General features: G+C 38.5%; 24 protein-coding genes. 16 read left to right on the top strand and 8 right to left on the bottom strand.

Annotated features, from left to right (window positions below):
- Window positions 1-26: 26 nt before the first annotated feature.
- From tagF to MST18_RS08080, 5 genes are all read left to right on the top strand, one after another.
- Window positions 27-986 carry a type VI secretion system-associated protein TagF gene (gene tagF, locus MST18_RS08100; protein ID WP_180133783.1) on the top strand — a complete coding sequence of 320 codons (960 nt, stop codon included), beginning with the start codon at window positions 27-29 and terminating at the stop codon, window positions 984-986.
- Between the two features lie 20 nt (window positions 987-1,006).
- Window positions 1,007-1,753 (top strand): OmpA family protein, encoded by a 747-nt coding sequence (locus MST18_RS08095; protein WP_257227542.1) that lies wholly within the window; start codon window positions 1,007-1,009, stop codon window positions 1,751-1,753.
- A gap of 399 nt (window positions 1,754-2,152) precedes the next feature.
- Entirely contained in the window at window positions 2,153-3,781 is a 1,629-nt protein-coding gene (locus tag MST18_RS08090; RefSeq protein ID WP_180133781.1) for a long-chain-fatty-acid--CoA ligase, read from the top strand.
- 240 nt (window positions 3,782-4,021) lie between these two features.
- Entirely contained in the window at window positions 4,022-4,909 is an 888-nt protein-coding gene (locus MST18_RS08085; protein WP_180004521.1) for a DMT family transporter, read from the top strand.
- Between the two features lie 274 nt (window positions 4,910-5,183).
- Window positions 5,184-6,482, top strand: coding sequence for an MgtC/SapB family protein (locus MST18_RS08080; protein WP_180133780.1), 1,299 nt, complete (start codon window positions 5,184-5,186; stop codon window positions 6,480-6,482).
- A gap of 24 nt (window positions 6,483-6,506) precedes the next feature.
- Here the strand turns inward: MST18_RS08080 and yddG are convergent, their stop codons facing one another.
- Complete coding sequence (gene yddG / locus MST18_RS08075) at window positions 6,507-7,430, bottom strand: aromatic amino acid DMT transporter YddG (RefSeq protein ID WP_180133779.1); 924 nt, start codon at window positions 7,428-7,430, stop codon at window positions 6,507-6,509.
- 289 nt (window positions 7,431-7,719) lie between these two features.
- Here yddG and MST18_RS08070 point away from each other — a divergent pair, with 289 nt between their 5' ends.
- The 7 genes from MST18_RS08070 to MST18_RS08040 all read left to right on the top strand — a co-directional run bounded on the left by MST18_RS08070 (window position 7,720) and on the right by MST18_RS08040 (window position 13,218).
- A complete protein-coding gene (locus MST18_RS08070) occupies window positions 7,720-7,989 on the top strand; it encodes a hypothetical protein (protein WP_180133778.1) in 270 nt (89 codons plus the stop codon).
- 405 nt (window positions 7,990-8,394) lie between these two features.
- Window positions 8,395-8,847, top strand: a complete 453-nt coding sequence (locus tag MST18_RS08065; RefSeq protein ID WP_111885494.1) for a GNAT family N-acetyltransferase — start codon at window positions 8,395-8,397, stop codon at window positions 8,845-8,847.
- Between the two features lie 370 nt (window positions 8,848-9,217).
- Complete coding sequence (locus tag MST18_RS08060; protein WP_180133777.1) at window positions 9,218-9,784, top strand: hypothetical protein; 567 nt, start codon at window positions 9,218-9,220, stop codon at window positions 9,782-9,784.
- A 97-nt stretch (window positions 9,785-9,881) separates the two neighbouring features.
- Window positions 9,882-10,844: an allantoinase PuuE gene (gene puuE, locus MST18_RS08055; RefSeq protein WP_180133776.1), complete on the top strand. Its 963-nt coding sequence runs from the start codon at window positions 9,882-9,884 to the stop codon at window positions 10,842-10,844.
- A gap of 143 nt (window positions 10,845-10,987) precedes the next feature.
- Entirely contained in the window at window positions 10,988-11,491 is a 504-nt protein-coding gene (gene uraD / locus MST18_RS08050) for a 2-oxo-4-hydroxy-4-carboxy-5-ureidoimidazoline decarboxylase (RefSeq protein WP_180133775.1), read from the top strand.
- Entirely contained in the window at window positions 11,488-11,808 is a 321-nt protein-coding gene (uraH, locus tag MST18_RS08045) for a hydroxyisourate hydrolase (RefSeq protein WP_111886083.1), read from the top strand. The genes uraD and uraH overlap by 4 nt, the downstream gene beginning before the upstream one ends.
- A gap of 30 nt (window positions 11,809-11,838) precedes the next feature.
- Window positions 11,839-13,218, top strand: a complete 1,380-nt coding sequence (locus MST18_RS08040) for a nucleobase:cation symporter-2 family protein (protein WP_180133774.1) — start codon at window positions 11,839-11,841, stop codon at window positions 13,216-13,218.
- Window positions 13,219-13,422: 204 nt separating this feature from the next.
- On the opposite strand, the gene MST18_RS08035 is transcribed toward MST18_RS08040, so the two are convergent.
- A complete protein-coding gene (locus MST18_RS08035; protein ID WP_180133773.1) occupies window positions 13,423-13,923 on the bottom strand; it encodes an ureidoglycolate lyase in 501 nt (166 codons plus the stop codon).
- Between the two features lie 89 nt (window positions 13,924-14,012).
- Entirely contained in the window at window positions 14,013-15,020 is a 1,008-nt protein-coding gene (gene alc / locus MST18_RS08030; RefSeq protein WP_180133772.1) for an allantoicase, read from the bottom strand.
- 208 nt (window positions 15,021-15,228) lie between these two features.
- Here alc and hpxO point away from each other — a divergent pair, with 208 nt between their 5' ends.
- Complete coding sequence (hpxO, locus tag MST18_RS08025; protein WP_180133771.1) at window positions 15,229-16,386, top strand: FAD-dependent urate hydroxylase HpxO; 1,158 nt, start codon at window positions 15,229-15,231, stop codon at window positions 16,384-16,386.
- Between the two features lie 104 nt (window positions 16,387-16,490).
- Here the strand turns inward: hpxO and MST18_RS08020 are convergent, their stop codons facing one another.
- Window positions 16,491-17,420: a LysR family transcriptional regulator gene (locus MST18_RS08020; RefSeq protein WP_180133770.1), complete on the bottom strand. Its 930-nt coding sequence runs from the start codon at window positions 17,418-17,420 to the stop codon at window positions 16,491-16,493.
- 248 nt (window positions 17,421-17,668) lie between these two features.
- On the opposite strand from MST18_RS08020, the gene MST18_RS08015 reads away from it, so the two are divergent.
- Window positions 17,669-18,724: an aromatic ring-hydroxylating dioxygenase subunit alpha gene (locus tag MST18_RS08015; RefSeq protein WP_180133769.1), complete on the top strand. Its 1,056-nt coding sequence runs from the start codon at window positions 17,669-17,671 to the stop codon at window positions 18,722-18,724.
- A gap of 85 nt (window positions 18,725-18,809) precedes the next feature.
- On the opposite strand, the gene MST18_RS08010 is transcribed toward MST18_RS08015, so the two are convergent.
- A complete protein-coding gene (locus MST18_RS08010) occupies window positions 18,810-19,250 on the bottom strand; it encodes a DUF2147 domain-containing protein (protein ID WP_078190743.1) in 441 nt (146 codons plus the stop codon).
- A gap of 524 nt (window positions 19,251-19,774) precedes the next feature.
- Between MST18_RS08010 and MST18_RS08005 the strand changes: the two genes are divergently transcribed.
- Both MST18_RS08005 and hcaR read left to right on the top strand, forming a co-directional pair.
- A complete protein-coding gene (locus tag MST18_RS08005) occupies window positions 19,775-20,611 on the top strand; it encodes an SDR family oxidoreductase (RefSeq protein WP_180133768.1) in 837 nt (278 codons plus the stop codon).
- Between the two features lie 331 nt (window positions 20,612-20,942).
- The gene (gene hcaR, locus MST18_RS08000; protein WP_180133767.1) at window positions 20,943-21,836 is read left to right on the top strand and encodes a DNA-binding transcriptional regulator HcaR; all 894 of its coding nucleotides are present in this window, start codon (window positions 20,943-20,945) and stop codon (window positions 21,834-21,836) included.
- 378 nt (window positions 21,837-22,214) lie between these two features.
- On the opposite strand, the gene benE is transcribed toward hcaR, so the two are convergent.
- From benE to benC, 3 genes are all read right to left on the bottom strand, one after another.
- On the bottom strand, window positions 22,215-23,438 hold the full coding sequence (benE, locus tag MST18_RS07995) for a benzoate/H(+) symporter BenE (RefSeq protein ID WP_180133766.1): 1,224 nt from the start codon (window positions 23,436-23,438) through the stop codon (window positions 22,215-22,217).
- Window positions 23,439-23,501: 63 nt separating this feature from the next.
- Entirely contained in the window at window positions 23,502-24,287 is a 786-nt protein-coding gene (gene benD / locus MST18_RS07990; RefSeq protein ID WP_180073801.1) for a benzoate diol dehydrogenase BenD, read from the bottom strand.
- A gap of 14 nt (window positions 24,288-24,301) precedes the next feature.
- A complete protein-coding gene (benC, locus tag MST18_RS07985; RefSeq protein WP_180133765.1) occupies window positions 24,302-25,318 on the bottom strand; it encodes a benzoate 1,2-dioxygenase electron transfer component BenC in 1,017 nt (338 codons plus the stop codon).
- Window positions 25,319-25,412 lie beyond the last annotated feature (94 nt).

Raw genomic sequence — 25,412 nt, 5'->3', positions numbered from 1 at the left:
CGTGCAAAAAAACAAGGAGTGTGACGATGTATGAAGTGAGAACGACACCGCTGTATTATGGGAAATGTCCAGCTCGTGGTGACTTCTTAAAGAGCCGTGAACAATATTCACTGATTCAGTTAATCGATCAGTGGATCACGGAGGCGCTTGAGTTCGCTATGCGTTCAGATAATTTTAATGCAGCGTATAACTCACTGCCTTCATTAGATTTCTTTATTGCCAGTCCAAAAGATAAGCGTTTTTTGGTTGCCAATTTGATTAGCAGTGAAGACAGTTCAAAGCGTCAATTTCCAATGGTGCTCGCTCATCTGCTAGAAATCGATGATCCTTTCGATAATATTTTGTATGCACCATATCGTTATAAACAAACCTTAATTGACTTATATCAGCGTAACCGAGTGATGCGTTCTATTCGCGATCCCGATATTTTGCTCGATAAATTAGGTAAATTGAATAACGAAATCCAAGTGTTCGGAACAGAAGAAACCTCTTCTTTTTATGAGCACCATACGTTGCATTCATTTGCACGTTTATTGAATTTTACGCCTTATCAGTTGGCGCAAAGCATGATTGGTCTCGGTTTGCTGCTACAACCGATTATTCATCAGGGCACGTCTCGGTTGAATAAAGTGTTGATTTTACCAATTAATAATATTAGTTACTGCTATGAAATCGCGGCTTTTTGGGTCAATTTAATTAGTCGTTTTGTCGAAAACCAAGATGCTGAGTTACTCATTGGCATCCTACACAGTGATTCACCTGTTTTACTGTTTGGTTTTCAAGGTGCTGATATTACTGCACTCAGTGATGTTTTCACCCAAAATATGCAAAGTGATCATTGGGTTTCCCTGATCGATGCCAGTTGGATTGATCCTTATCTTGAACAAAATGCAGGCTTAGCCGTTTTGGAACAGTCTTTGAGTGAGCGTCAGATCAGCCTTATTCATGGCATTAAACTTTTTAAACAGACTTTTATAGAAGAATAATGATGCAAAGAATCTTACCAATGTTGCCCAAATTTATTGCGAGTGTATGCATTTTAGGTTGTTCGACTTTGCTTTGGGCAGAGCCTATTGTGATTGAAGGTGCTGTACCGAATGAAGCAACCAAGCAAGAAATATTAAATAAAGCCTATTTGACTTATGGTCAGGCAAATGTGGTTGATAAAATTCAGGTTCGAGCGGTTACTGCACCCAATGGTTGGGGCAATAGCGTAAGCCAGATGATTAATGATGACTTAAAGAAAGTAAAACAGGGGAAACTCTCTGTACGCGGAACGCAAGTCGATTTAAGTGGAAAGATGTCAAATCAAGATGATATCCAACCCACGACCAACAAGTTTCAGTCTTTGGTCACAGCACCTTTTCGTTTCAATGCACAGCTTTCTGTCAATCAGGCTGAACAGGCCATTATTGATGCGGCTTTACGTAATCGTATTATTGAATTTGAATCTGGAAGCGCGATTTTAGCACCATCTGGGGTACAGATCTTAGATGAAATGGTTATCGCACTGAATCGCGTCGGTGGGAAAAAAGTACGAATTATTGGTCACACAGACAGCTCAGGGAATCCTGAGAAAAACTTAAGTTTAAGCCAAGATCGTGCTAATGCAGTTAAAAACTACCTGATTTCAAAGAATATTGCGGCGGCGAACTTAAGTACTGAAGGGATGGGCTCAAATAAGCCTGTAGCAGACAATGCTACGCCTGAAGGTCGTAAGAAAAACCGTCGTATTGAGTTTGAAGTGCTGTAACTATTTCAACTTAACTACAACGGCTAATGCGTCGAACCCAGTGTATCTAGACTGGGTTTTTTTATGCCTATTGATTCAGTAAATTATTTGATAAATGAAAACGACATTTTTTATAGCAGCAGTGTTATAACTAAATAAGACTATATTTTGAATAGGGTTAAAGCTTTAATTTTTGCATTTTATACCACTAAAGCATTCATATTTTGAGCAATAAAACAGTGGATTCTAAAATCAATTAAGGTTAAAACATAAGAATCAGTTTTGGATATGCGTTTCATATCTACTGCTTTAACCTTGTCGATAAAGAACAATCACTTTGACATGGTGCAAAGTTTTAAAAAATCTGCAGGACAGTGTGGAAAAACAACAACTCAATATGGATGAATGTGGGAGCAAAGAATGCTTGGTAATATGATGTTTAAACCGCTTTTGATTAGTAGCATGATTGAACATGCAGGTCGCTATCATGCGGATAGTTTAGTCATTTCAAAAAATACAGACACGACGATTACGAAAACCACTTGGGGTGATGTCCATAAAAATTCAAAACGATTTGCTAATGTTCTTGCATCTCTCGGTTTAAATTTAGGGGATCGTGTTGCGACCATCGCTTGGAATAACCACCGTCATTTAGAGTCTTGGTACGCTATTTCAGGTAGCGGCTATGTTTGTCACACCATTAATCCGCGTTTATTTCCAGAACAATTAATTTTTATCATCAATGATGCCGCAGACCGCGTCATGTTATTTGATAAAACCTTTTTGCCTTTAATCAAAGCAGTAAAACCTTTATTAAAATCTGTTGAACATTTTATTTGTTTAGATGGACCAGATGCAGCGATTGTTGAAGCGGTGCCCGATGTGAAGTTTTATGATGAACTCATCGCGGCGCAATCTGCAGACTATACATGGCCAGAATTAGATGAATTATCGGCTAGTTCGTTATGTTATACCTCGGGTACCACAGGCAATCCGAAAGGCGTGTTGTATAGTCATCGTTCAACAGTCTTACACAGTTATGCGATTTGTATGCCGGATTCATTAAATATCTCAGCGCGAGATATTATGATGCCTGTTGTGCCGATGTTCCATGTCAATGCATGGGGTACGCCATATGCTGCGGCTATGGTAGGTTGCACTTTAGTGCTACCAGGCCCAGGTTTAGATGGTGCGAGCCTGACGCAAATGATTGATGATTATAAAGTATCTGTTGCATTGGGTGTTCCAACGATTTGGCAGGGATTAATCAATGCTGCGCAGCAAGCGGGTAGTCAGCTCCAAAGTTTAGTGCGTAATGTGGTTGGTGGATCTGCGTGCCCGCCTGCGATGTTAAAAGTGTTTAAAGAACAATTTAACTGCGAAACGATTCATGCTTGGGGAATGACCGAAACCAGTCCATTAGGTTCTTCAAACCAGTTTAAAGCCAAACATTTATTATTATCTGAAGAAGAACAATTACAAGTAAGATTGTCTCAAGGTCGTCCGCCATTTGGGGTCGATTTACGTATTACCGATGAAGAAAACGGTACACACGAAGTTGCACGTGATGGCGAAACGACTGGTAATTTACAGATCCAAGGGCATTGGATTATTGGCAATTACTTTGGCAAAACAGAGTCTGCATTAACCTCAGATGGTTGGTTTGATACCGGGGATATTGCAACCCTGAACGAAGATGGTTTCTTAAAAATTAGTGACCGTTCAAAAGATTTGATCAAATCGGGCGGTGAATGGATTTCTTCCGTTGAGTTAGAAAACTTGGCTATGGGACATCCTAAAATTGCTATGGCGGCAGTGATTGCAGCGACCCATCCGAAATGGGATGAGCGTCCTGTATTAATTGCAATTAAAAAGCCAGATGTCGATTTATCTGATACAGAAATTTTGGATTATTATGCAGATAAAGTTGCTAAATGGCAGGTGCCAGATAAAGTGATTTTTGTGGATGCTATTCCTTTGAGTGGAACAGGTAAAATGCTGAAAAAAGATCTACGTGAGCAATTTGGTGCTGTATTACTAGAAAGCTAACTTGATGTAAGTCACTAACTAAATGTTGGTAAAGTGCAAAACGCAAAGGTAACATGCCTTTGCGTTTTTTATAAAAAATTATCTTTCGATACATACCTAGTTCTTAATATCAGGTTTTTAAATAAATTTTTTTCAACGAATCTATAACCAAGTTCAATGAATAATCTAGCCGTGTTGGGTCGCATTCAATTCAATAAAAGCGTAAATTGATGAGGCATCCACCGTTAAATCACCTTTCTTATGTTTCCAGTTTGGATCTTATTCACTTTAATGGCTGCTTTTATGCAGTCATGGCGCAATGCATTTCAAAAACAACTCAGTACCACTGTTGATGTGTATGGTGTCACCCTTGCTCGGTTTATTTTTGGGCTCCCATTTGCCTGCATTTATTTATTTGTGCTGTACCAACAACAGCCTGTGAGTCAGGTAACCACATTTACACCTATGTTTTGGGTCTATGTGGTGATTGCAGGACTAAGTCAAATTTTAGCGACGATTTTAATGGTCTTACTTTTCAAACAAAAGAATTATGCCATCGGCGTCGGTTTAGCGAAAAGTGAAGCCATATTTGCGGCCATTGTTGGGGTGATTTTCTTAAGTGAACATTTAAGTTTATTTGGTTGGATTGGTGTTTTGGTTGGTGGTGTTGCCGTTTTTCTTTTAAGCAAAGGTTCTCAACGACAAAAATTATCTCTGCCAACGTTATGCATTGGTGTAGGGAGTGGATTAAGTTTTGCAATTACCTCTTTATTGGTTCGTGAAGCCAGTTTAGAGCTAAGTGATTTACCGACTTTGCATCGTGCGGCGTGGGTGTTGTTGAGTGTAATTGGCTTTCAATGTGTGATTATGCTGCTGTACCTCAGTCTATTTAGCCGCAAAACGCTCATTGCCATGTGGGAGAGAGTCGGTCTGACCTTTCGCGTTAGTGTCTGTAGCTTTCTAGCGTCCTTGGGCTGGTTTACTGCTATGAGCATGCAAACGGTTGCGATTGTCAAAACCCTAGGTCAAATCGAAATCTTATTTAGCCTCTTAATCTCTGCATATTTCTTTAAGGAAAAACTCGCAAGAACCGATCATTGGGGATTAGCCCTTGTGGTGATTGCGGCCATTATGGTGATTTGGGCTTAATCTGTGCTTTAAACAGTCATGAAGGCAAATAAAGGCCGAATTTAAGTCAGTTTTTCGAATATATTTTTAATTAAAATATGGGAAAAATTAATGTTTACTAAGATATTTATCATGGAATTGTTTATGATTTAAAGGATGACTAAACTTTGGACATGATTGAAAATGCTCAAGTTGTTCAATTTATATGTTTTTTTCAAATTTTAGCGTTAAATTTTTATATTATTTTTTATTTATATTGCCAAAATAAACAATGTATTGATGGGAGGGCTTAAATTTGGAAATACTCATACAAACATTATCCTTCCCAGCGTTGTTAACTATATTAGCTTCGGCTTTAGGCTGTGGATTGCTCATCGGTTTGGAGCGTCAACGTAACAACAATTTGGACAGTGAACAGAGCTTTGCCGGTTTACGCTCATTTACCATTTGTGCGTTGTTTGGAGCACTGTGTTTTTTAATCCATTTAGCTGTTGGTGTACTCGGTGCAATTGTCGTCAGCATGTTTAGCTATTATGGATTAAGCCAACAAAAACAAGATATTGGAACAACTACTGAACTTGCTTTTGTTATGACTTATTTAATCGGCGCCGCTTGTGTTTTTAATATTCCACTGGCTGCGTGTTTGGCTGTGGTGTTGACCCTCATATTAGTTGGAAAAAAAGGCTTACATCATTTTGCAGCGCATTGGATCAAAGACTATGAGTTAAGAGATGGGGTCTTTTTACTGGCATTGATCCTAATTGCCTTACCTTTAACGCCGAATCAAGCCTATTGGGGTTCAGTATTAAATCCCTATGTGATTTTAAAATTACTGATATTGATCTTGGTGGTGCAGTCATTAGCGCACATCGCCAAGCGGCTTCTATCTTCTGATAAAGCGATTATCTTATCGGCCTTGGCATCAGGTTTTGTGTCGAGCACAGCAACAATCGCAAGCTTAGGCATGGAAGTACGAGCAGGAAAAGCCAGTGCCAAAAGTAATGCAGGGGCAGGACTTTTTTCATGTGTTGCTACATTGGTTCAACTCTTGATCATCGTCCTTGGGGTGAGTTTTGCATGGTTTAAAATATTAGTTATACCAAGTATCGTCGGCATCTTGATATTAGTCCTTGCTGCGCTATATCTGATTTATGGCTCATCTCAAGTTCAGCATAATAAAGAGACAGAACCCGAAAAACTTTGTGTAGAAGCGAATGAACCAGCGCCGTTAGAAAATACCGATAGTCGAATGTTTAGCTTAAAACAGGCGGCAATCATTGCCATCACGCTCACTTTGATCCAAGCACTTGTGTATGGATTAAATCTCGCTTTAGGTGATAAAGGCTTAATTTTAGGGACATTATTAGCATCACTCTTTGAAGTCCATGCAGCTATGGCAACCGTTGTGATGCAAGGTAATATCGATAATTTGACACTGGTTTATGCTGTGGTGATTGGATTATCAGCCCATGCAATTTCAAAATGTGTGAATGCATTTCTCACAGGTGGATGGAAATATTTTCTATATTTTGCACCAACACAGTTACTTCACATGCTGTGCCTAATCGCGGTTTTGTTATTCAGTTTAAGATAATCAGAGGCAATTAACTGCGCCATATTATTCATGACGCAATTGCATTAATTTTGCTTTTATTTGTGGCCAACTGGTTGAAATCCAACATACCAGCGAACCTAATGTCACCAAAATGGCACCATGCCAAAAACTTAAACTCAGTGGTGTCTGTAATATAAACATTGAAATAACCGAAGAAAAAATCGGACTAAAATACGATAAAGTCACCAATATCGTAATATTGCCTTTTATAATACCTACATTCCACGCTGCATAGCCCAATGCAGTCACGATGGACACGATTAACATATACATACCGGTATGTAAGTCTACGGTAGGCATTCGCGGAATACCGTGAAATATCAACATTTTTAGCCATAGTACAATGGTAATTAGGACGAAAAAGAATGAAATAGGGTTATGTCCATGACTGTATTTACGTGTAATCACACAGTAGAGTGACCATAAACTAGCGCCCATAAAAGCAAGAAAATAGCTTAATGGATTGGACTGAATGTTGGTAAAGACTGTAGACCAGTTAAAACTTCCGTTAACAGTTTGGATTAAAATAATGCCGCCCAAACTCATGGCTAAACCAATGATTACGAAAAAGTTAAATTTTAATTCTTTAAATAATATTAACGCGGCAATTGTCAGACTCGGCCATAAATAATTGACCAAACTGATTTCAATCGCTTGTTGAGCTGTTTGAGCCAAAGCAATGGCATACGAAAAACACAACTCATAAATCACAAATAAAAGGGTGGCGTATATCAAAAATTGGCGCGGAACCAGTTTAAGATTTGGAATTTTAAATAAGAGCAATAGAATAATTGCGCTCAAGGTATACATAAAGAGCACTGCAAGATCAGGGCCAATACTGAAACTAATTTTCTTAAGTAAACCAACAATAGAAGACCATTGTAAGATTGCACTGAATCCAATCAGCGTTGCAAGATTTTTGGACATGATTGCTCGAAGATTTCGCAAATAGCGAATGAATTTTTAATTTTTATTATAGTCTTTATTCAGTCGTTTAGTATAAGCGTGAAATTATCAAACTCTATTTAATTAAAAAGATTTAGAGCTCGTCGTACGTCAAGAGCAGCATGGCGATGAACTAGGTTTAGGTTCTGGTTTATTAACACAAGATTTAAAACTTGGTCAATATATTCATACCTGTATTCGTGCGAATCCAAATTTACACTTAGCAAAGAGGGGGGGAAAGTCTGAGATTTTGATTGATAATGGCTCAGGAATGGCGAGTTTGCTTTCACATCTAAGGCAACGCGTCGCAACGGTGCACTATCAAAACAGGTTTATTTATGGTGAACGTCAACATGCTTTTGATGCAATTTTTGCTGATGAACTACATGAATTACAAAGCCAAGGTAAAATTGCAGAAATCGATCGGGTATTTTCTCGTGATGGATTTGCTGAAAAGTATGTGCAAGATGTCCTAGTTGTAAAAAAAGCTGAATTGATTGATTGGCTAGAGCAAGGGGCTTGTATATCTGCGGCAGTTTGAATATGGCCAAAGCGGTAGATGCCACTTTGCAAGAGATACTGGGCATTGAACAACTGCATACACTGCGTAAAGCAGGTCGTTACCGCCGTGATGTGTATTAAAAATAATGGCTATTCAATAAATAAAGTAAAAAATCCTCCAAACGTGGGGGATTTTTATGTTTTCTGAATTCATTCAGCATTTATGCCTCACATATATTTTAAAATTGTGCTGAAAAATATTTGAATGACAATTGCATATTGTATATACAACATCTACTTTAAATTTAGCTGAAGTAACTTTTAAACGTATTGAAAAATAACAGCTAAAAGCGATAATTCATTAAATGACTCTTTTAAGAAAGTTTATTTTCTTTGACGGAGGAAGTTTAAGGATTACTTTTATAAAGAGAACAACATGCTAAAAATGATCATACGCCCAGCCTGTGTAGAGGATGTTGATGGAATCGCGGCAGTCATTGAACCATTTGTCGATGATGTTATTTGCAGTGAAGAAGGTCGTGAACGCTTTAAGCCCCACATGCTCAAACATATTTTTGAGCGTGATTTAATCCATTATTTTGTTGCTGAAATAAATCAAGAAATCGTTGGCAATGTAGCTTATGTGCATCCTGCACATCTCATGCATTTTTTCTTGAAACCTGAATATCATGGCCAAGGTTTTGGACGTCAAATGTGGGAGTTTATAGAAAGCGTAATAATGCAGCATGAGCCTGAGCATATTACGGTAAATTCGAGTTTCTATGCTTTAGAAATTTATAAAAAATTTGGCTTTGAGATTGTAGGTGAATTAACTCAGCAATGGGGAATTCACTACATACCTATGAGAAAGCAGATAACTAAACCTATAAAACATTGAAAAATATTAAATCTTATTTAAAAATCATTAAATAAAAATTAATTTTCCAGAGCATGATGAGATAGTTTTACAAAGACATTTCATCATGACGCTTTAAATTTATCAATAATTAAGTATAGTTATACCATTAAAAAATTACTAGATTAAACAAACAATGAGAATGCATATTTTTTTAAATTCCTTACTTACGATGTATTGTTCAATTTCAATATTTATGGTCATTTTTATATATTTTTTATCTAATTGGCAAATATGGGAAAAACATTTTACATTCATTAGTTTAATATCATTCTTAATACTGGCAATTTGTTTTTACTTTAAATATAACGAAAAATTGAATGATGGTAATATTTTATTCAAGCAGTTGCCAATGAAAGTACAACTACCAATAAGAACTTCAACTATATTATTTTTAAACCTAAACTTGGGTTTTATCTTATTTATATTGGCAGTGCTTACGATAGTAATTACAGCTAATATATGGTTTTTTACACTTTGTATTTTTATTATTTGGAATGCAATAGTTTGTCATCCTCATATTTGGTTTGTAGATTCAATTGATTTAAAACAAGATATAAAAAATAAAACAAACGAATTTGAAATTCTAAGACAGGATAAAGGTGATTTTGAATATTTTAATGATGGTTTCACATACACTATAACTGGGCCTGAAATAAGCACTAAAACTATATTATGGAAAGATATTCAAAGTATAGATGTCGTACGCCAAGATCTTGGAATCATTGATGAGATTCAGCTCTATATATTGTGTTCAAATACAATCATTTATATTACCGAAAATACACCGGGTTATTACTATTTCATTGATCAACTGCATCAGAATTTTCCAGAAATAGATGAAATTTGGCAAATTTCAATCATTGCAGATGATTCAGGGCAACCATTCAATATTTTAAAAAATGGCAATGGTCATTGATATGAAAAGCTATTTAGCCATCTATGACATTGGCGCATAATTTGCTTGCTTCTACCTAATTTTTTTACTGTTTGATATAACAAATTAGGAAGTTGAAGTGACTACAGGCTACTTACGTGGACAAGACTTAATTGACCAGATCCAACAACAGGATTATTCCAGAGACCTAATTGGATATCATGGCGATGTACCTCAAGTCGTATGGCCTAATCAGGCACGTATCGCAGTGCAGTTCGTGTTGAACTATGAAGAAGGTGGAGAAAACCACATCGAACATGGGGATGCAGGATCAGAACAATTCTTATCCGATATTATTGGAGCGGCCAGTTTTCCTGCCAAACATATGTCGATGGACTCGATGTATGAATATGGCTCCAGAGCCGGTTTTTGGCGGATTCATGAAGAATTTAAAAAACGTGATTTACCCATGACGATCTTTGGCGTTGGTATGGCTTTAGCGCGCAATCCTTATATTGTCGATGCGATCAAACAAGCCAATTATGATGTCGTTTCACATGGTCAACGCTGGTTACATTATCAAGATATGCCGATAGAGCTAGAACGTCAGCACATGGATCAAGCGATTAGTGTGCTTGAAGCTTTATTTGGAAAGACGCCTATTGGCTGGTACACAGGGCGTGACAGTCCCAACACACGTCAGCTATTGGCTGAATTTCCGCAAATCAAATATGACTGCGATCACTATGGTGATGACCTGCCTTTTTGGAGTCGTTTGACAAATGAAAATGGTCGAACCCGTCCACATTTAATTATTCCTTATACACTTGAAAGCAATGATATGAAGTTTTGTTCACCGGGTGGTTTCAACAGTGGTGAACAATTTTATCAATACCTTAAAGATGCATTTGATGTGCTATATGAAGAAGGTGAAAGCGCGCCAAAAATGTTATCGATTGGGATGCATTGTCGTATTTTAGGGCGACCAGGCCGTTTTAAAGCACTACAACGATTCTTAGATTATGTGCAATCACATGAAAAAGTCTGGATCTGTCGCCGTGGTGATATCGCGGAACATTGGTATACACATCATGCAGTCTAATAAAAAAATATTTGGATAAAGAGGAGCTTAGCTCCTCTTTTTTTAGGCCTGAACTTAGGTAACTGACATCATAGACCTAGGTTGGCACTGATATTGCAAAACTAAATTTGAACAATCATTCAATAATTTTAGGCGATTTTATAGTGCAACTTGTTGAATTTAATCAAGCATCCGAAGCAGATGTAAAAACTTTTTTAAAGCACTGTGTGCAAATTGAAGGCTGGGCAGAACACATTGTGGCGCAGCGCCCTTATACCTCTGTCACGCAAATCACAGAGCAAGCACTAAAAGCTGCAAATGCTTGGACTTGGGATGAAATCAAAAATGCTCTAGATAACCATCCACGGATTGGTGAAAAAAAGGCACAGGCAGAATTAAGTTGTTTGGAACAACAATTTTCTAATCGAGAACAGTCTGAAATTTCAGCAGATGAAGAAACTCAATTTGCATTGCTCAAAGGCAATATCGCGTATGAGAAAAAGTACGGATATCTCTTTTTAATCAAAGCTTCTGGCCTCAGTAGTGAAGATGTACTACAGGCGCTGCAATATCGATTATTGAATGATCCTGACACTGAAAAACGAATTGTCCATCATCAACTGGCTGAAATTGCCTTATTAAGATTAAAACAGGAGCTTAGCGCATGATTAGCTCACATATTTTAGATACCAATCTAGGCAAACCCGCAGCGAATGTCAGCATTCAATTATTTAATGCGGAAGGTAAGTTACTAGGTTCAGCCCAAACTAATGCAGATGGTCGCGTCAATGATTTTGCGCTGAAGGACTTTACAGCAGGTGCTTATAGCCTTGAATTTGCGACTGCTGAATATTTTCAGACTTTAAATACCGAAACCTTTTTTCCAAAAGCTGTGATTCATTTTTATGTAAAAGATGCCTCACAGCATTTTCATATTCCTTTACTCATCAGCCCATTTGCATATTCAACGTATCGCGGAAGCTAAGAGCAAAGTTTAAAAATAGGGAATATAAAAATGACAGAACAAGATAAAACAGTTTCACCAGAACATGAATATTTAGGCGCAGGGAAAAGCCTTGCCTATGGACTACAGCATGTATTAACCATGTATGGCGGTATTATCGCTCCGCCATTGATTATTGGTACAGCCGCGGGACTTCAACCTGCGCAGATCGGTTTATTGATTGCGGCGGCGCTTTTTGTCGGTGGCTTGGCGACCATCCTACAAACCGTAGGTGTGAAATATATCGGTGCAAAATTACCCTTAGTACAAGGTGTTTCATTTGCAGGTGTGGCGACGATGATTGCCATAGTAACCGCAGGCGGTGAGCTTTCTGCTGTTTATGGCGCAGTGATTGTTGCATCTCTAATTGGCTTTTTTCTAGCTCCATATTTTTCAAAAATTATTCGTTTTTTCCCACCGATTGTGACTGGCTGTGTGATCACTGTGATTGGTCTTTCATTGCTGCCTGTAGCGGTACGCTGGATGATGGGGGGGGACAATAAAGCACCAGACTGGGGAAGTGCTGAGAACATCAGCTTGGCATTTTTGACTTTGGGTATTGTGATTGCGCTGAACTTAACCCGTAATGCAACCATCCGACGTTTATCTATTTTGTTAGCCATCGTTTTCGGTACGGTGCTGGCTTATGCCTTTGGCTTTGGAGATTTTTCTAAAGTTGCACATGGTAACTGGATTCAATTTCCAAGCTTCTTTGCTTTCGGTATGCCAACTTTTGAGTTAAGTGCCATTATTGCCATGCTGATCGTAACTTTAGTGATTATGACTGAAACGACGGCAGACATTATTGCTGTCGGGGAAATTGTAGGTACTAAAGTGGATGCTGAGCGTATTACCAATGGCTTACGTGCAGATATGCTATCTAGTGCAGCAGCGCCAATTTTCGGTTCATTCATGCAAAGTGCTTTTGCACAAAATGTCGGTTTAGTAGCGATTACAGGCGTGAAAAGTCGCTTTGTTGTCGCAGCGGGTGGAATGATTTTAGTCGTATTAGGCGTTCTGCCAATTATGGGGCGACTGATTGCAGCGATTCCTGTCCCTGTATTAGGTGGTGCTGGTTTAGTTTTGTTTGGAACGGTCGCGGCAAGTGGTATTCGTACCTTGGCGAAAATTGACTATAACGAGCAAAAGAACCTCATCATTGTTGCGACTGCGATTGCAGCAGGGATGATTCCAATTATCGATCATTCGTTCTACGCAAACTTCCCTAAATGGGTGCAAACACTCTTTCATTCAGGCATTAGTTCGACTTGTTTGATGGCGATTATTTTAAATATTGTGTTCAATCATTTGAATTTATTTAAAAATAAAGAAGTGACTATGAGCAAAGATCAGGTGAAAAAACCAAGCATGGCAATAGATGTGCAACATTAATCATGGCAGATTTTAAGTCTTGAACCATACGATGATTCATAGAATAAAGACTATATAGAATAAAAAAAGCCCTCGAAGTAGAGGGCTTTTTTAATGCGTTAGGTTTAAATTAAATAATATTAAGAGATGAAATAAAGTAAGTATTAACCATTGGTTAAGTGATTTTTAGTCTATTTAAATGTAAGTGTTTAAGCTAAAAATACATTAATTTGAAATGTGAATAGGCATTGGGAACTGAAACACATCACAATTATGCCCAGCGCCAATACGATCGATAACGGCAAAGCTACTGGGTGCTTCGAGTGTCAGGAGAGGATGATGCCATGTTCCTGCACGATAGTTGACTCCTTGGCTACCATCAGTAATGTAAGCACATAGCTGTGTAAGATCAGGGCTGTGATCATCCAACGCAGGTGCAACAACCACTAAAAAAGCTTGCGCTTGCATTGGAATAAACGCTTGTGAGCCGTTGGGATGCCGCTCTAACATCGAAATCGTAAAAGGCAACTCAGTCGTTTTGATATTTCTGAAGATGCTAATTCCAGCAACCGCATCACCTGAAATTTCTGTTTCTACGAGGGCATGATATCGCTCTGTATGTGCGTCATTGATGTGGAAAAAATCATGTCCAGTCGTACAAATAACCTCACCAAAAGGCGCAAAGCCTTCAATACTTAGAGCTTGTATTTTTATGCTGTGAGTCATGTTTAGATATCTTATAGGGTATTTAATTAAAAAAATTGAAACCATACACATAGGAAGCACGAAGGCTTCCTATTTGATTAACACTGCAATTAAGGATGTATTTTTCCCCATAACCGTATGCGACTAATTCCCCCGTCAGGAATCATATTGATGCGGATATGCGATATTTTTTCATGCTTTAAAATCTCACTGACAAAGCTATGAATATGATCCATCTGCATGTCTTGTGCATCGAGTAAAAAAGGCCAGAACATACTTTGCGGAATCAGTTGAGGGTCAGTGGCATCTTCTACATAGATCGCTTGTATAGAAACCTGCGCAGGGAAGTTGCCTTTAAAATGGGCAGTATCAATATCAATTTTCTCTATTGCACCAGATTGACCCAAAGCCAAAATACACCAGTCAAAACCTGGTGCACGGCGACGTTTAGTTTCCCAACCATCTCCCATATTGATGCCGCGACCAGGGTTAATTAAGTTTCGTGGATGTCCAAAATGGGCATCACTATAAGCAATAACACGTCCACCATTTTCTAGCGCAACGAGGTCTAATGTGCTCGTATTGTCTTGAATTTGAAACTGAACTTCACCATAGACTTTAAATCGTGCAATACCACCGTCTGGATATATATTTAAACGTACATGGGTAAAAACCTGATCATTTGAGACGGTCAATATATGGTGTTGGCTCGGGCCCAATACTGTATTGTCTAAGATATTGACCCATGCTGCCTGTGCTAGTTCACCACTCGGTGCAAAGCAGGCTTCAACTGATGCGGAAGCTGGATAATTCCCTGTAAAGAATGTTGTATCAATATCTAAGGCTTGAATTCGACCAGCGACACCGAGTTGGATAATTGCCCAATCATAACCTGCATGGCGTTTACGACGCGTTTCCCAACCATCCATCCATTTGCCATGATCATCAAATTTATCTTCGACAAAGATTGGTGCATTAAATTGCAACATGCGTTTTGCTTCTGCAAAAAAATCATCTGAACATTCAAGTATTTTTGCACCAATACGGTCATCTGCTAAATTTGTAAGTGTCTGTAATTGTGCAGGAATATCAAAACTTGGTGCGAGTAAAGTCGCCATATATATAATCCATTCACTATTTTCATTTAAAACATATGCATTTTGTTTTTAGTGTTAAAAATTTAACATTTGATAAAAACAAGCATTTACACGTGTTTAGAAGCACAGCGTGTGCCAACTTTAGAATTTTTTATTGCTTGTTTGAAAAAATGGCATGCTTTTCGCTTTTTAGGAGAAAGATATTTAAAAAAACACAGGGGAGTTATAGATGGACATTACAATTATTGGTGCAGGTATGGCGGGCCTAACGACAGGGATCGCTTTGAAAAAATTCGGACACCAAGTAACCATCTATGAACAGGCAGAACAAATTTTACCTGTTGGAGCCGCTATTTCTTTATGGTCTAACGGTGTCAAATGTTTGAACTATTTGGGGCTAACCGAACAAGTCGAAAAGCTCGGTGGCAAGATGGATCATTTAGCCTATATCGATGGTTTAACGGGCGATGTTATGACGCAGTTTAGTCTGTTTCCTTTAATCGAAGAAGTTGGTCAGCGACCTTATCCTGTTTCACGTGCAGACTTACAAAATATGCTCATGGATGAATTTGGTCGTGAGAGTATTCATCTAGGCAAAAAAATGGTGAGTTTCTCAGAACAAGATAATCAAGTGATCACACATTTTGCCGATGGAAGCGAGGTTCAGGCTGATTTATTGGTTGGCGCCGATGGTACACATTCATTGACACGGGCGTATGTATTGGGGGAACAAGTTGAGCGCCGCTATGCAGGTTATGTCAATTGGAACGGTTTAGTCGACATTTCTGAAGAATTTGCTGCGGCAGATCAATGGACAACATTTGTAGGAGAAGGTAAACGCGTTTCGCTGATGCCCGTTGCCGACAACCGATTCTATTTCTTCTTTGATGTACCTTTAGCAGCAGGCTTAGAAAATGACCGCACACAATATCAGGCCTTATTTAAAGAATACTTTAAGGGCTGGTGTGAACCGGTTCAAAAGCTAATTGATGCCGTAGATACCCAAAAAACCAATCGGGTAGAAATTCATGATATTGAGCCTTTTGCAGATTTTCACAAAGGTCGTGTGGTGATCGTGGGTGATGCAGCACACAGTACAACGCCGGATATTGGACAAGGCGGCTGCCAAGCAATGGAAGACGCAATTTATTTAGCCCGTTCTTTGCAAATCAATACTTTAGGGTTGCAAGATTCATTGCGTCGTTATCAAAATAAACGTAATGAACGTGCCAATGAATTGGTTCTGCGAGCGCGTAAGCGTTGTGATGTGACCCATATGAAAGATGAAAGTGTGACGCGTGAATGGTATGCAGAACTGCGTAAGGAACAAGGCAATCATATTATGAAAGGCATTATCAGTAATATTGTAGGTAATCCATTGGACTAAAAAAATAAACTAATAAAACTTTAGCTTTCAGCAGCCAGTACGGGTTATTCGCACTGGCTTTTTTTTACAAAAAATTAAGTGACAAAAAAGCTTAAATAATGGTTTTAGGGGTTCAAAGATTTTAAATTGATCTTAATTTCTTCCATTTTTTCCACCAAAAGATTAATCATGATCTGAGAAATTCGAGAGGTTTGGCGTTTCGATGCGACACATAAAGCGATGGTCAAACTGTGTAAGCCTTTTTCACGGATCGGTTTAAAAATAATCTTATTATTCTCAAGCAGTGGCAAAGCATCCATGTATGAAATCAAACTGATGCCTAATTGTTGTTGAACCAATGACAATATCATTCTAATGTCATTACATTCGATCTTTTGAATCGGACTAAACTTATGATGCTTATATAAAGTCTGTACATATTCACTAATAATGAGTGGTTCACTCGGCAAAATATGCCGTTCATTTAACGTATCTGAAAGATAAATTTTATCCATCCCACCCAAGGTATGATGCGGCGACATCACAAAACCCAAAGGAATTTCTATAAAGGATAAAATCTCTAATTGGCTATGGCTTTTGGGATTTAAAATAATGCCAAAATCTAATTCTGCATCGACGATTTTTCTGGATATATCATCACTGCTATTCATGCTGATGTTGAGGTTGATCCACGGATAAGTTTCAGCCATCTTTTGAATACAGTCGACGACAAAACTGTCATTCAAAGCTGCAATAAAGCCCATTTCAATGTTTCCACGGTTTAAGCCTTGGATTTCATCAAATCGAGTTCGCGTCAGTTGATATTCTTTTTGCCATTTTAATAAATCGGCATACAGTAATTCACCCGCGAGCGTCAGTTTTAAGCCCTGAGGGAGTCGTTCAAATAGGGCAACCCCCAGTTCTTCCTCTGCCAAAACGATTTGTCGATGTACTGCCGAGACTGAAATAAAAAGTTGTTCAGCAGCTTTGCGTAGACTTCCAGTCCGTGCAACCGCCATAAAATAATCAGAAAATCTAGAAAAAGTAATCGACATACAGGCTTCAATCTCTATTGCGTGATCAGCGAATCATAATGTTATGCATTTTAAGCGATATTCATGCCAGCTTTATCAAATCAAGCAGGGATCAATGCTTAATGTTCTAAAAAACAGAACAATCTATGCAAATCATTCTAATAGACAGAAATGTGTTTAGGATTTAATTTCGACTTAGAAAATAAGGATTTAGCAAAATTTAAATAGCGCTAAATGCTAAAGAAATATTGCAATTGTCGAGATGAACTATGAATGCCATTCCAGTACTCAATTTATTTACCCAACCTCAGTGCAGTACATTTGATGCCAACGACTGGAATATTTTGGCGCAGCATTGGTATCCCGTTGCACGTGTAGAAGATGTTTCGACTGAACCGCAACAAGTGCAATTACTCGATGTAAAAATGGCGTTATATCAAACTGAAAGTGGAAAAATTCATTTGGTTCGTGACATTTGTCCACATCGAGGGGTGCCATTAACTAAAGGCTGGGTCAAGGGTGAAGACATTATTTGTCCATATCATGGTTTACATTATAACGGCGCAGGAAGGTGTGTAAAAATTCCTGCACAGCCAGAGCTGACACAAATTTCAGAGCGTTTTTCATTAACTAAATTTCCAGTTGTATTGAAATATGGATTAGTGTGGACCAGTTTATTTAACCGAAATGAATCTACGGCCAATTTTCCAAATTTAGACACGTGGGATACCGAGCAGCACCAATCGATATTGCCACCTTATGTAGATATTGGTGGTTCAAGTGGACGTCAGCTCGAAGGCTTTATTGATGTTGCACATTTCGCATGGGTGCATCATGAGAGCTTTGCAGACCGTGAAAACCCAAAAGTGCAAAAATATTCGACAGTGCGTACAGACTATGGACTACATACAGAATATCTCAGTGATGTGAGTAATTATCCGCATGGCTTACAACATTTAGCGCCAGAAGATTTTTTATGGAAAAGAACATTTGATGTCTATCCGCCATTTTCAGCAATTTTAACCATCGATTTTCCTGAAAATGGGGTGTTGAAAATCTTAAATGCCTGTTGTCCTGTATCGCATAATAAAACCCGTTTATTTGTGCCTTTAACTCGTAATTTTGATACCACAGGAGATTTACAAGCGGTCTATGATTTTAATGCACAAATTTTTGCTGAAGATCAGGACATGGTGGAAAGTCAAAAACCTGAGGAATTGCCACTGGATATCAGTATCGAGGCGCATTTCGAAGCAGATCGCTCATCCACAACGTATCGTCGCATATTAGCCGAATGGGGGCTAAGTAAACGTTATACCGTTTAATTTTATAGTCGAATAATTTCATTCTAGGTTTTCATACAAAAAAAGCGACTCAATGGAGTCGCTTTTTGAATTTTTACACTAAGGATTAGTTTACACGTATCCATGTTTGGCTGCGTCCAAGCGCAGATACACCAATATAGCCACGACCATTTAAGGTCTTACCGTCATTCGACATTTTGGCATTGAAGCTATAGGTTTTACCATTTTTCGGGTCAGTAATTTTACCGCCGTCATAGGTATTTTTACCTGTATTTTTTAAACCATTGACGATTTGCACACCGAGTAGTGGTTTATTGTGGAATTTACCTACACATTTTTGGCAGTTTTCTGCTTCACCCGGGGTGAGTACATCCACGATTTTTGCAGATAAAACGCCATTTGAGGTTTCGTTAAATTGAACTACGGATAAAGGTTTTTTGGTTTGATCATCGATGGTTTTCCATTTAGTACCATGCAATGGATCAGCAGCCAAAGCTAAGCTAGACACCAGTGACAAACCGATTAGGCTAAGAGTTGTTTTTATCATTTTAGAACCTCTATTAAACATAGTAAGAGATGTGCATCCCTGATCTTCCAAAAGGTGGATACACAAGACTTGGAAAATTACAAAGCATCAGCCTTGCTGTCTTCAAGGGCTATATTCACAAAAAAATAAGTATATATTGTGGATTTTATATACTGATTTTGAATATCTAGAATCTGGATCGTGTAGAAAAATAGAATAAATGTTGAGCTTTGTTTATAACATTTGGCATTTGTATCACTTTTATAAATTTCAAACGCAGTTTGATTTAAAAGAATTGGAGCTACAATCCTTAAAAAGTATTAGCTAAAAAGCTCATTAAAGCTTTTAATTTTTGCTCTAATCATGGCGAATTACATTCATTTGATTTGAAGAAATAACGCTAAATAGCTATGTATAGCATTCATATTTTAGAATTAAATAAAATCATTTCATTCATAGATTAGAACTCGTTAAGCTTGTAGCTATGAATAATACGAAAATGCGGCTTGATCACTGAAATGGATTAAGTATGTATAGGAATAAAGATGAAAAATTTTAACAACAAAGTCGCAGCCATTACTGGAGCAGGTTCAGGTATTGGGCAGCAGTTAGCTATTCAACTTGCTCAAGCAGGTGCGAATCTAGCATTAAGTGATCGGAACCTCGACGGCCTTGCACAAACGTCTGAAATGATTAAGCACACCGGTGTGAAAATAACTCAGACCCAGTTAGATGTGTCTGATCGTGCCGCTGCCGAGCAATGGGCGGCTGCAACTCAAGCTGAATTTGGTCAGGTCAATTTGATCTTTAATAATGCGGGTGTCGCGCTAGCCAGTACAGTAGAAGGTATGCATTATGATGAAATTGAGTGGATTATGAATATCAATTTCTGGGGCGTGGTGTATGGGACAAAAGCATTTTTACCGTACTTAAGACAAAGTGGCGATGGACATATTGTGAATATTTCCAGCTTATTTGGTTTGACAGCTCAACCGACTCAAAGTGCCTATAATGCAACTAAGTTTGCAGTCCGTGGTTTTACAGAATCTTTACGTCAAGAATTAGATTTGGAAAATGTCGGAGTGAGCGCTACCTGCGTGCATCCGGGTGGAATTCGAACCAATATTGCAAATAGCGCACGTATGAGTGACAGTATTCGCGCGTTGGGTATGAATCCAGATAGAGCCACGAAAGCCTTTAATAAAGTGCTGAAAACACCGCCTGAAGTTGCAGCAAAAGTGATTTTAGATGCAGTGAAACAGAATAAACGTCGTGTTTTAATCGGCAATGACGCCAAAATCATTGATTTAATTCAGCGGATTGCACCTACACGATATGCCCAAGCCATAGATCTGCTCAGTGGTAAGAAAAAACGTAAATAATTCAAAGATAAGTAAAAAAGGGATGATGCAACATGATCCCTTGTTTTTGTTTTTGTTTTTGTTTTTGTTTTTGTTTTTGTCAAAATATATATTTGAAAATGTATTTCTAAAATGAATTAAGCGGTGCTAGAGAAGACGCTCTTTTGAAATCACATAATTCCAGCATGAGTTCAATTGATTAAAAATTTTGAACTATTTAGAAGTAAAATATGAGAAAAAATGATATTTAAATAAAAAATGAACACTTCACCACAAAATATAAGACTATTTTAGCTTGCTAACGGAATTGTATTAAAAACGTCCTAAGGATTGGACTACACAGGTGACTTAAATGGAATTAAGACATTTAAAATATTTTGTCATGGTTGCACAAGAACTTAATTTTAGCCAAGCGGCCTTAAAACTTTATACGGCTCAGCCTTCTCTTAGCCAACAAATCAAAGACCTCGAAGAGTTTATTGGCGTACAGTTATTTATTCGCTCTAAACGTAAAGTTGAACTGACCGATGAAGGAATTGTGTTTTTAGAACATGCCAAAAACATTTTAGAAAGTGCCGATAAAGCAGTTGCAATGACGCGCCAAGTCAAAAAAGCCAAAGACCAAAAAATCACCATTGGCTTTGTACCAGTTGCAGAAATGAAAATTTTTCCTTTTATTATTCCGAAACTCACAGAGATGTTTCCTGACTTAAAAGTTGAACTTTTGAGCTTAAATGACACGCAAATCGTCAGTGATTTACATAATGGGCGTATTGATATCGCCATTTCTAGGGCAGATGTTAATAACCATGAAATTTCGAGCCAGTTGATATTTGAAGAGCCTTTGATTTTCTTGATGAATAATCAGCATCCATTTGCAAATCAAAATAAAATATCAGTCAAATCTTTAGAAGAAATAGATTTTATTATTCCGGCTGAGGAAGTGTCGTCAGTTTTGCATCATAAGATTTTAAAATTTGCAGAAGACAAAAAGATCAACTTAAAAATCATCCAACGCGCCAGTAATATTTTATTCAACATTAATTCAATCAATATCACACAGTCGTGTACGATTTTACCGAGTTATATTGCAGATATTGCTTATGAAAATATTATTGTCAAAAAGTTAGATACGGACCTTCCAACAATCAACTTATATATGAGTAAGCGCAGTACAAATTCATCACCTAGTGTGCAAGCATTTATAAATTTAATTAACGATTTTTTTCATTTGAAGTTTGATTGAAGTATATCATTTAGTTAAATGATTCTGTTCAATAAATAATCTTCTTAGGGGGTAAAAACCTTTAGATTTACGCTGCTGATAAAGTTTATGTTGGTTCAAATTAGATGGTTTTTTTTAAACTAAGGCTAGGTGGCGATTACTTCATCATAAAAATTGAATCTGTGCGTTGCTATGCTTATTTGCCTAAAGGGTTCACTGGATTGCCAAAGTTGTAGAGCTTTTATTGACTGCTGTGGGATTAGATGTTCAAGAAGCTTTTGAAATCGCTCATCGAGAATTGCCTGAATTAACCGAAGTCTAAATGAAAGCATTTTATTTTTGATTAAACAAAGAAGATGTAATTTTCCATCTTCTTTGTATTAACAATGCGTTTGGATATTATGAACTTTTAGAATCTTGAGTCGTTATTATCGGTGCTTGTGTGGCTACTCGTTTGGTCAAAATGACATGTGCCGCGACACCGATACAAATCCCCCAAAATACTGAGCTTAGCCCTAAAAAATGCATACCTGAGGCTGTCGCTAAAAAAGTGATCAGCGCTGCATCACGGTTGGCCTCATTTTTCATCGCAACCGACATATTTGTCCCAATCGCACCTAATAACGCTAAACCTGCAAGTGCAGCGACTAACTCTTTAGGTAATAGGCTAAATAACATGACAATGCTGCCTGCAAATAAGCCACCTAAAATATAAAAAATACCATTGGCAATACCGGCTATATAGCGTTTTTCTTTAAGTTCATGTGCATCTTTGCCCATACACATGGCTGCTGTGATAGACGCTAAAACAATAGTAATGCCTCCGACACATGCGACAGCGAGCGAGGCAATACTGGTCGCTGTGATAATCGGCTTGGCTGGCGTGTCATATCCACTGAGTTTCATGATCGCCATCCCCGGAAGGAATTGACCACTCAGACTGACTAAGATTAAGGGAATCGCCAAATTTAAAGTTGAGTTCCAAGTCCAAATTGGGGCAATAAACTGCGGTATAGCGAGTTGAAAATTCACATCAACAGGATTAATTTTTCCTAATGAAAAACTCAAAACGACTCCAGTCAGTAAGACCCAAATCATCGCGTAGCGTGGCGATAGTCTTTTAGAAATCAGAAAGACCAATAACATGCCAAAGACAATGATCGGCATACTATCTGTAGCAGTGAACAGTCCAAGCCCAAACTGAAATAAAATACCTGCCATCATTCCCGCAGCGACATCTTGAGGAATCCATTTTAGGAGTTTGTCAAAATAGCCGGTGATGCCAATCAAAAAAATAACAATAGCAGACGTGATATAAGCCGCTATGGCTTCATTCAGCGAAATATTCGGAAAGAGCGTGACTAAAAGAGCCGTACCGGGCGCTGACCACGCGGTAATCACCGGGGTTTTATATTTAATAGAGAGATAAATACCCGCCATTGCTGCGCCAATAGAAATCCCCCAAATCCATGAAATCATCATGGCTGGGGAGACTTGGGCTTTTTGTGCGGCTTGGAAAAAAATAATCAGTGGACCTGAATAGGAGATCAGCACGGCTAAAAATCCTGCAACCGTCGCTGAGATCGACCAATCTTCTTTTAATGTTTTTAACAGGGGTGCCATCGCTTTTGCCTCCATGCGACTATGTCAATGAGCCTGTTGAATTTAACCAATGATTTTTAGAGATTAACCTTGATCTCCACCACCAACAGGGACGACTGTTCCTGTCATATAAGATGAATCATCGGATGCCAAAAATAAGATGGCATTGACTTGTTCCTGAATTGTGCCATAGCGCCCCAAGAATGTACGGTCAATGGTTTGATCGACCACGTCTTGCATCCATTGTTTTTCATGATCTGACAATGGGTTGGCGTTTCTAGGTACTTTTCGTGGTGGTGCTTCTGTGCCACCTGTGGCTACGGCATTGACTCGAATACCATCTTTTGCATGCTCAAAAGCGAGTGCAGCGGTTAAGCCATTGACCCCACCTTTTGACGCTGAATATGGCACACGGTTAATACCACGGGTTGCAATAGAAGATACATTTACAATCGTCCCTTGCTGATTTTGAATCATTTCAGGTAACACGGCTCGGCAGCACCACATAGTTGGAAATAATGAACGATTAACTTCCTTAATGATTTCTTCTTCTGAAAACTCTTGGAAGGGCTTCATCCAAATCGCACCTCCGACGTTATTGATCAAGATATCAATTCGGCCATATTTTTTAATGGCTTGGGTAGCAACTAATTGAGCGCCTGAATATGTTTCAAGATTGGCTTTAACAATAATGGCATCGCCATTATGGGCTTGAATATCGTTCAGCGTATCTTCAACAAAATCTGAAAGATCTGCCAATACCACTTGAGCGCCTTCTCGGGCCACTTGTAGTGCGACTCCACGACCGATACCTTGAGCGGCACCGGTTACAATGACAACTTTATTGCTAAATCTGGCTTGTTCTGACATTAAACTATTCTCCCTTAATTCGCTGAGAATTTTTCAAACAAGAAGTTTGCAGGTTTAACGCCTTCTGTATCTAACCAGCCACGTACAGCTTCAACCATCGGCACAGGACCACAGAGATAAATATCTACATCGCCGTTGTTTAACCAATCTTTTTCAACATGACTGGTCACATAGCCTTTACGTTCATGCTGTGACTCAGGGTGAGCGACCACAGTACGGTATTCGAACCAAGGGAGTTTGCTTTGTAATTCATCGAGCTTGTCTTTTGCCACGATGTCAAAGTCATTGGTTACGCCAAATACAAGACGAACAGGTTGTTCAGAACCTTTTTCTTCAAGCACTTGTAACATGGACATAAACGGCGCAATACCTGTACCACCTGCAAGCATGACCACAGGGCGGACGACATTACGCAGATAAAAACTACCAAAAGGACCTTTGAAGGTCATTTTGTCGCCGGCTTTCGCATCGGCACTCAGGAAGGTACTCATTTTTCCTTCAGGGACATTACGAACCACGAAGCCTGTTAAACGATTGCCCGGCTTTGAACTAAACGAATACGAACGAGTTTCTTCAGTCCCCGGAATGCCGACATTGACGTATTGACCTGCCAAGAAGTTAATGTCAGGTTGATCTTCATCCAGTTGAATATCAAAGGTAATCGTAGAATCCGACATATTTTCAACACGAGACAATGTGCCTTGAAACTCATGAATTTCAGTTTTACACACGTCAGATGATGCACTGATTTGGAAAACCGCATCTGAACTTGGACGACATTGGCAAGCTAAAATATAACCTTGCTCAGTTTCTTCGGGGGTTAAAGCGTCTTCGATATAAGATTCTTCAGGCATGTCGTAAGTTCCCGACTCACAAAATGCACGGCATGTCCCACATGCGCCATCACGGCAATCTAGAGGGATATTGATTTTTTGACGATAGGCTGCGTCGGATAGGGTTTCACCTTGAGCAACACTAATAAAACGAGTAACGCCATCTTCAAATTGAAGTGCAACATTATGGTTTGACATGGCTGAATATCCTTTTGAAAATCTGGTATAACGTGTCCTTTCAGCCAAATATCCTTCTGGCTGAAAGTTAAACCTTGCTTAGTGAAATAAGCTT

The sequence above is a fragment of the Acinetobacter sp. YH12068_T genome, from assembly GCF_024606005.1.
GTDB lineage: Bacteria > Pseudomonadota > Gammaproteobacteria > Pseudomonadales > Moraxellaceae > Acinetobacter > Acinetobacter amyesii.
Note: the sequence above shows the minus strand (reverse complement) of the source record. Positions and strands in the feature narration are given on the sequence as shown.

Excerpts from the sequence above, each read along its gene's own strand:
- tagF (WP_180133783.1), top strand. The coding sequence starts at position 27 with ATGTATGAAGTGAGAACGACACCGCTGTATTATGGGAAATGTCCAGCT.
- hcaR (WP_180133767.1), top strand. The coding sequence starts at position 20,943 with ATGGAATTAAGACATTTAAAATATTTTGTCATGGTTGCACAAGAACTT.
- MST18_RS08020 (WP_180133770.1), bottom strand. The coding sequence starts at position 17,420 with ATGTCGATTACTTTTTCTAGATTTTCTGATTATTTTATGGCGGTTGCA.
- MST18_RS08090 (WP_180133781.1), top strand. The coding sequence starts at position 2,153 with ATGCTTGGTAATATGATGTTTAAACCGCTTTTGATTAGTAGCATGATT.
- uraH (WP_111886083.1), top strand. The coding sequence starts at position 11,488 with ATGATTAGCTCACATATTTTAGATACCAATCTAGGCAAACCCGCAGCG.
- MST18_RS08010 (WP_078190743.1), bottom strand. The coding sequence starts at position 19,250 with ATGATAAAAACAACTCTTAGCCTAATCGGTTTGTCACTGGTGTCTAGC.
- alc (WP_180133772.1), bottom strand. The coding sequence starts at position 15,020 with ATGGCGACTTTACTCGCACCAAGTTTTGATATTCCTGCACAATTACAG.
- MST18_RS08070 (WP_180133778.1), top strand. The coding sequence starts at position 7,720 with ATGGCGAGTTTGCTTTCACATCTAAGGCAACGCGTCGCAACGGTGCAC.
- yddG (WP_180133779.1), bottom strand. The coding sequence starts at position 7,430 with ATGTCCAAAAATCTTGCAACGCTGATTGGATTCAGTGCAATCTTACAA.
- hpxO (WP_180133771.1), top strand. The coding sequence starts at position 15,229 with ATGGACATTACAATTATTGGTGCAGGTATGGCGGGCCTAACGACAGGG.
- benC (WP_180133765.1), bottom strand. The coding sequence starts at position 25,318 with ATGTCAAACCATAATGTTGCACTTCAATTTGAAGATGGCGTTACTCGT.
- MST18_RS08085 (WP_180004521.1), top strand. The coding sequence starts at position 4,022 with ATGTTTCCAGTTTGGATCTTATTCACTTTAATGGCTGCTTTTATGCAG.
- MST18_RS08040 (WP_180133774.1), top strand. The coding sequence starts at position 11,839 with ATGACAGAACAAGATAAAACAGTTTCACCAGAACATGAATATTTAGGC.
- MST18_RS08065 (WP_111885494.1), top strand. The coding sequence starts at position 8,395 with ATGATCATACGCCCAGCCTGTGTAGAGGATGTTGATGGAATCGCGGCA.
- MST18_RS08035 (WP_180133773.1), bottom strand. The coding sequence starts at position 13,923 with ATGACTCACAGCATAAAAATACAAGCTCTAAGTATTGAAGGCTTTGCG.
- benE (WP_180133766.1), bottom strand. The coding sequence starts at position 23,438 with ATGGCACCCCTGTTAAAAACATTAAAAGAAGATTGGTCGATCTCAGCG.
- MST18_RS08060 (WP_180133777.1), top strand. The coding sequence starts at position 9,218 with ATGAAAGTACAACTACCAATAAGAACTTCAACTATATTATTTTTAAAC.
- MST18_RS08005 (WP_180133768.1), top strand. The coding sequence starts at position 19,775 with ATGAAAAATTTTAACAACAAAGTCGCAGCCATTACTGGAGCAGGTTCA.
- benD (WP_180073801.1), bottom strand. The coding sequence starts at position 24,287 with ATGTCAGAACAAGCCAGATTTAGCAATAAAGTTGTCATTGTAACCGGT.
- MST18_RS08015 (WP_180133769.1), top strand. The coding sequence starts at position 17,669 with ATGAATGCCATTCCAGTACTCAATTTATTTACCCAACCTCAGTGCAGT.
- MST18_RS08095 (WP_257227542.1), top strand. The coding sequence starts at position 1,007 with ATGTTGCCCAAATTTATTGCGAGTGTATGCATTTTAGGTTGTTCGACT.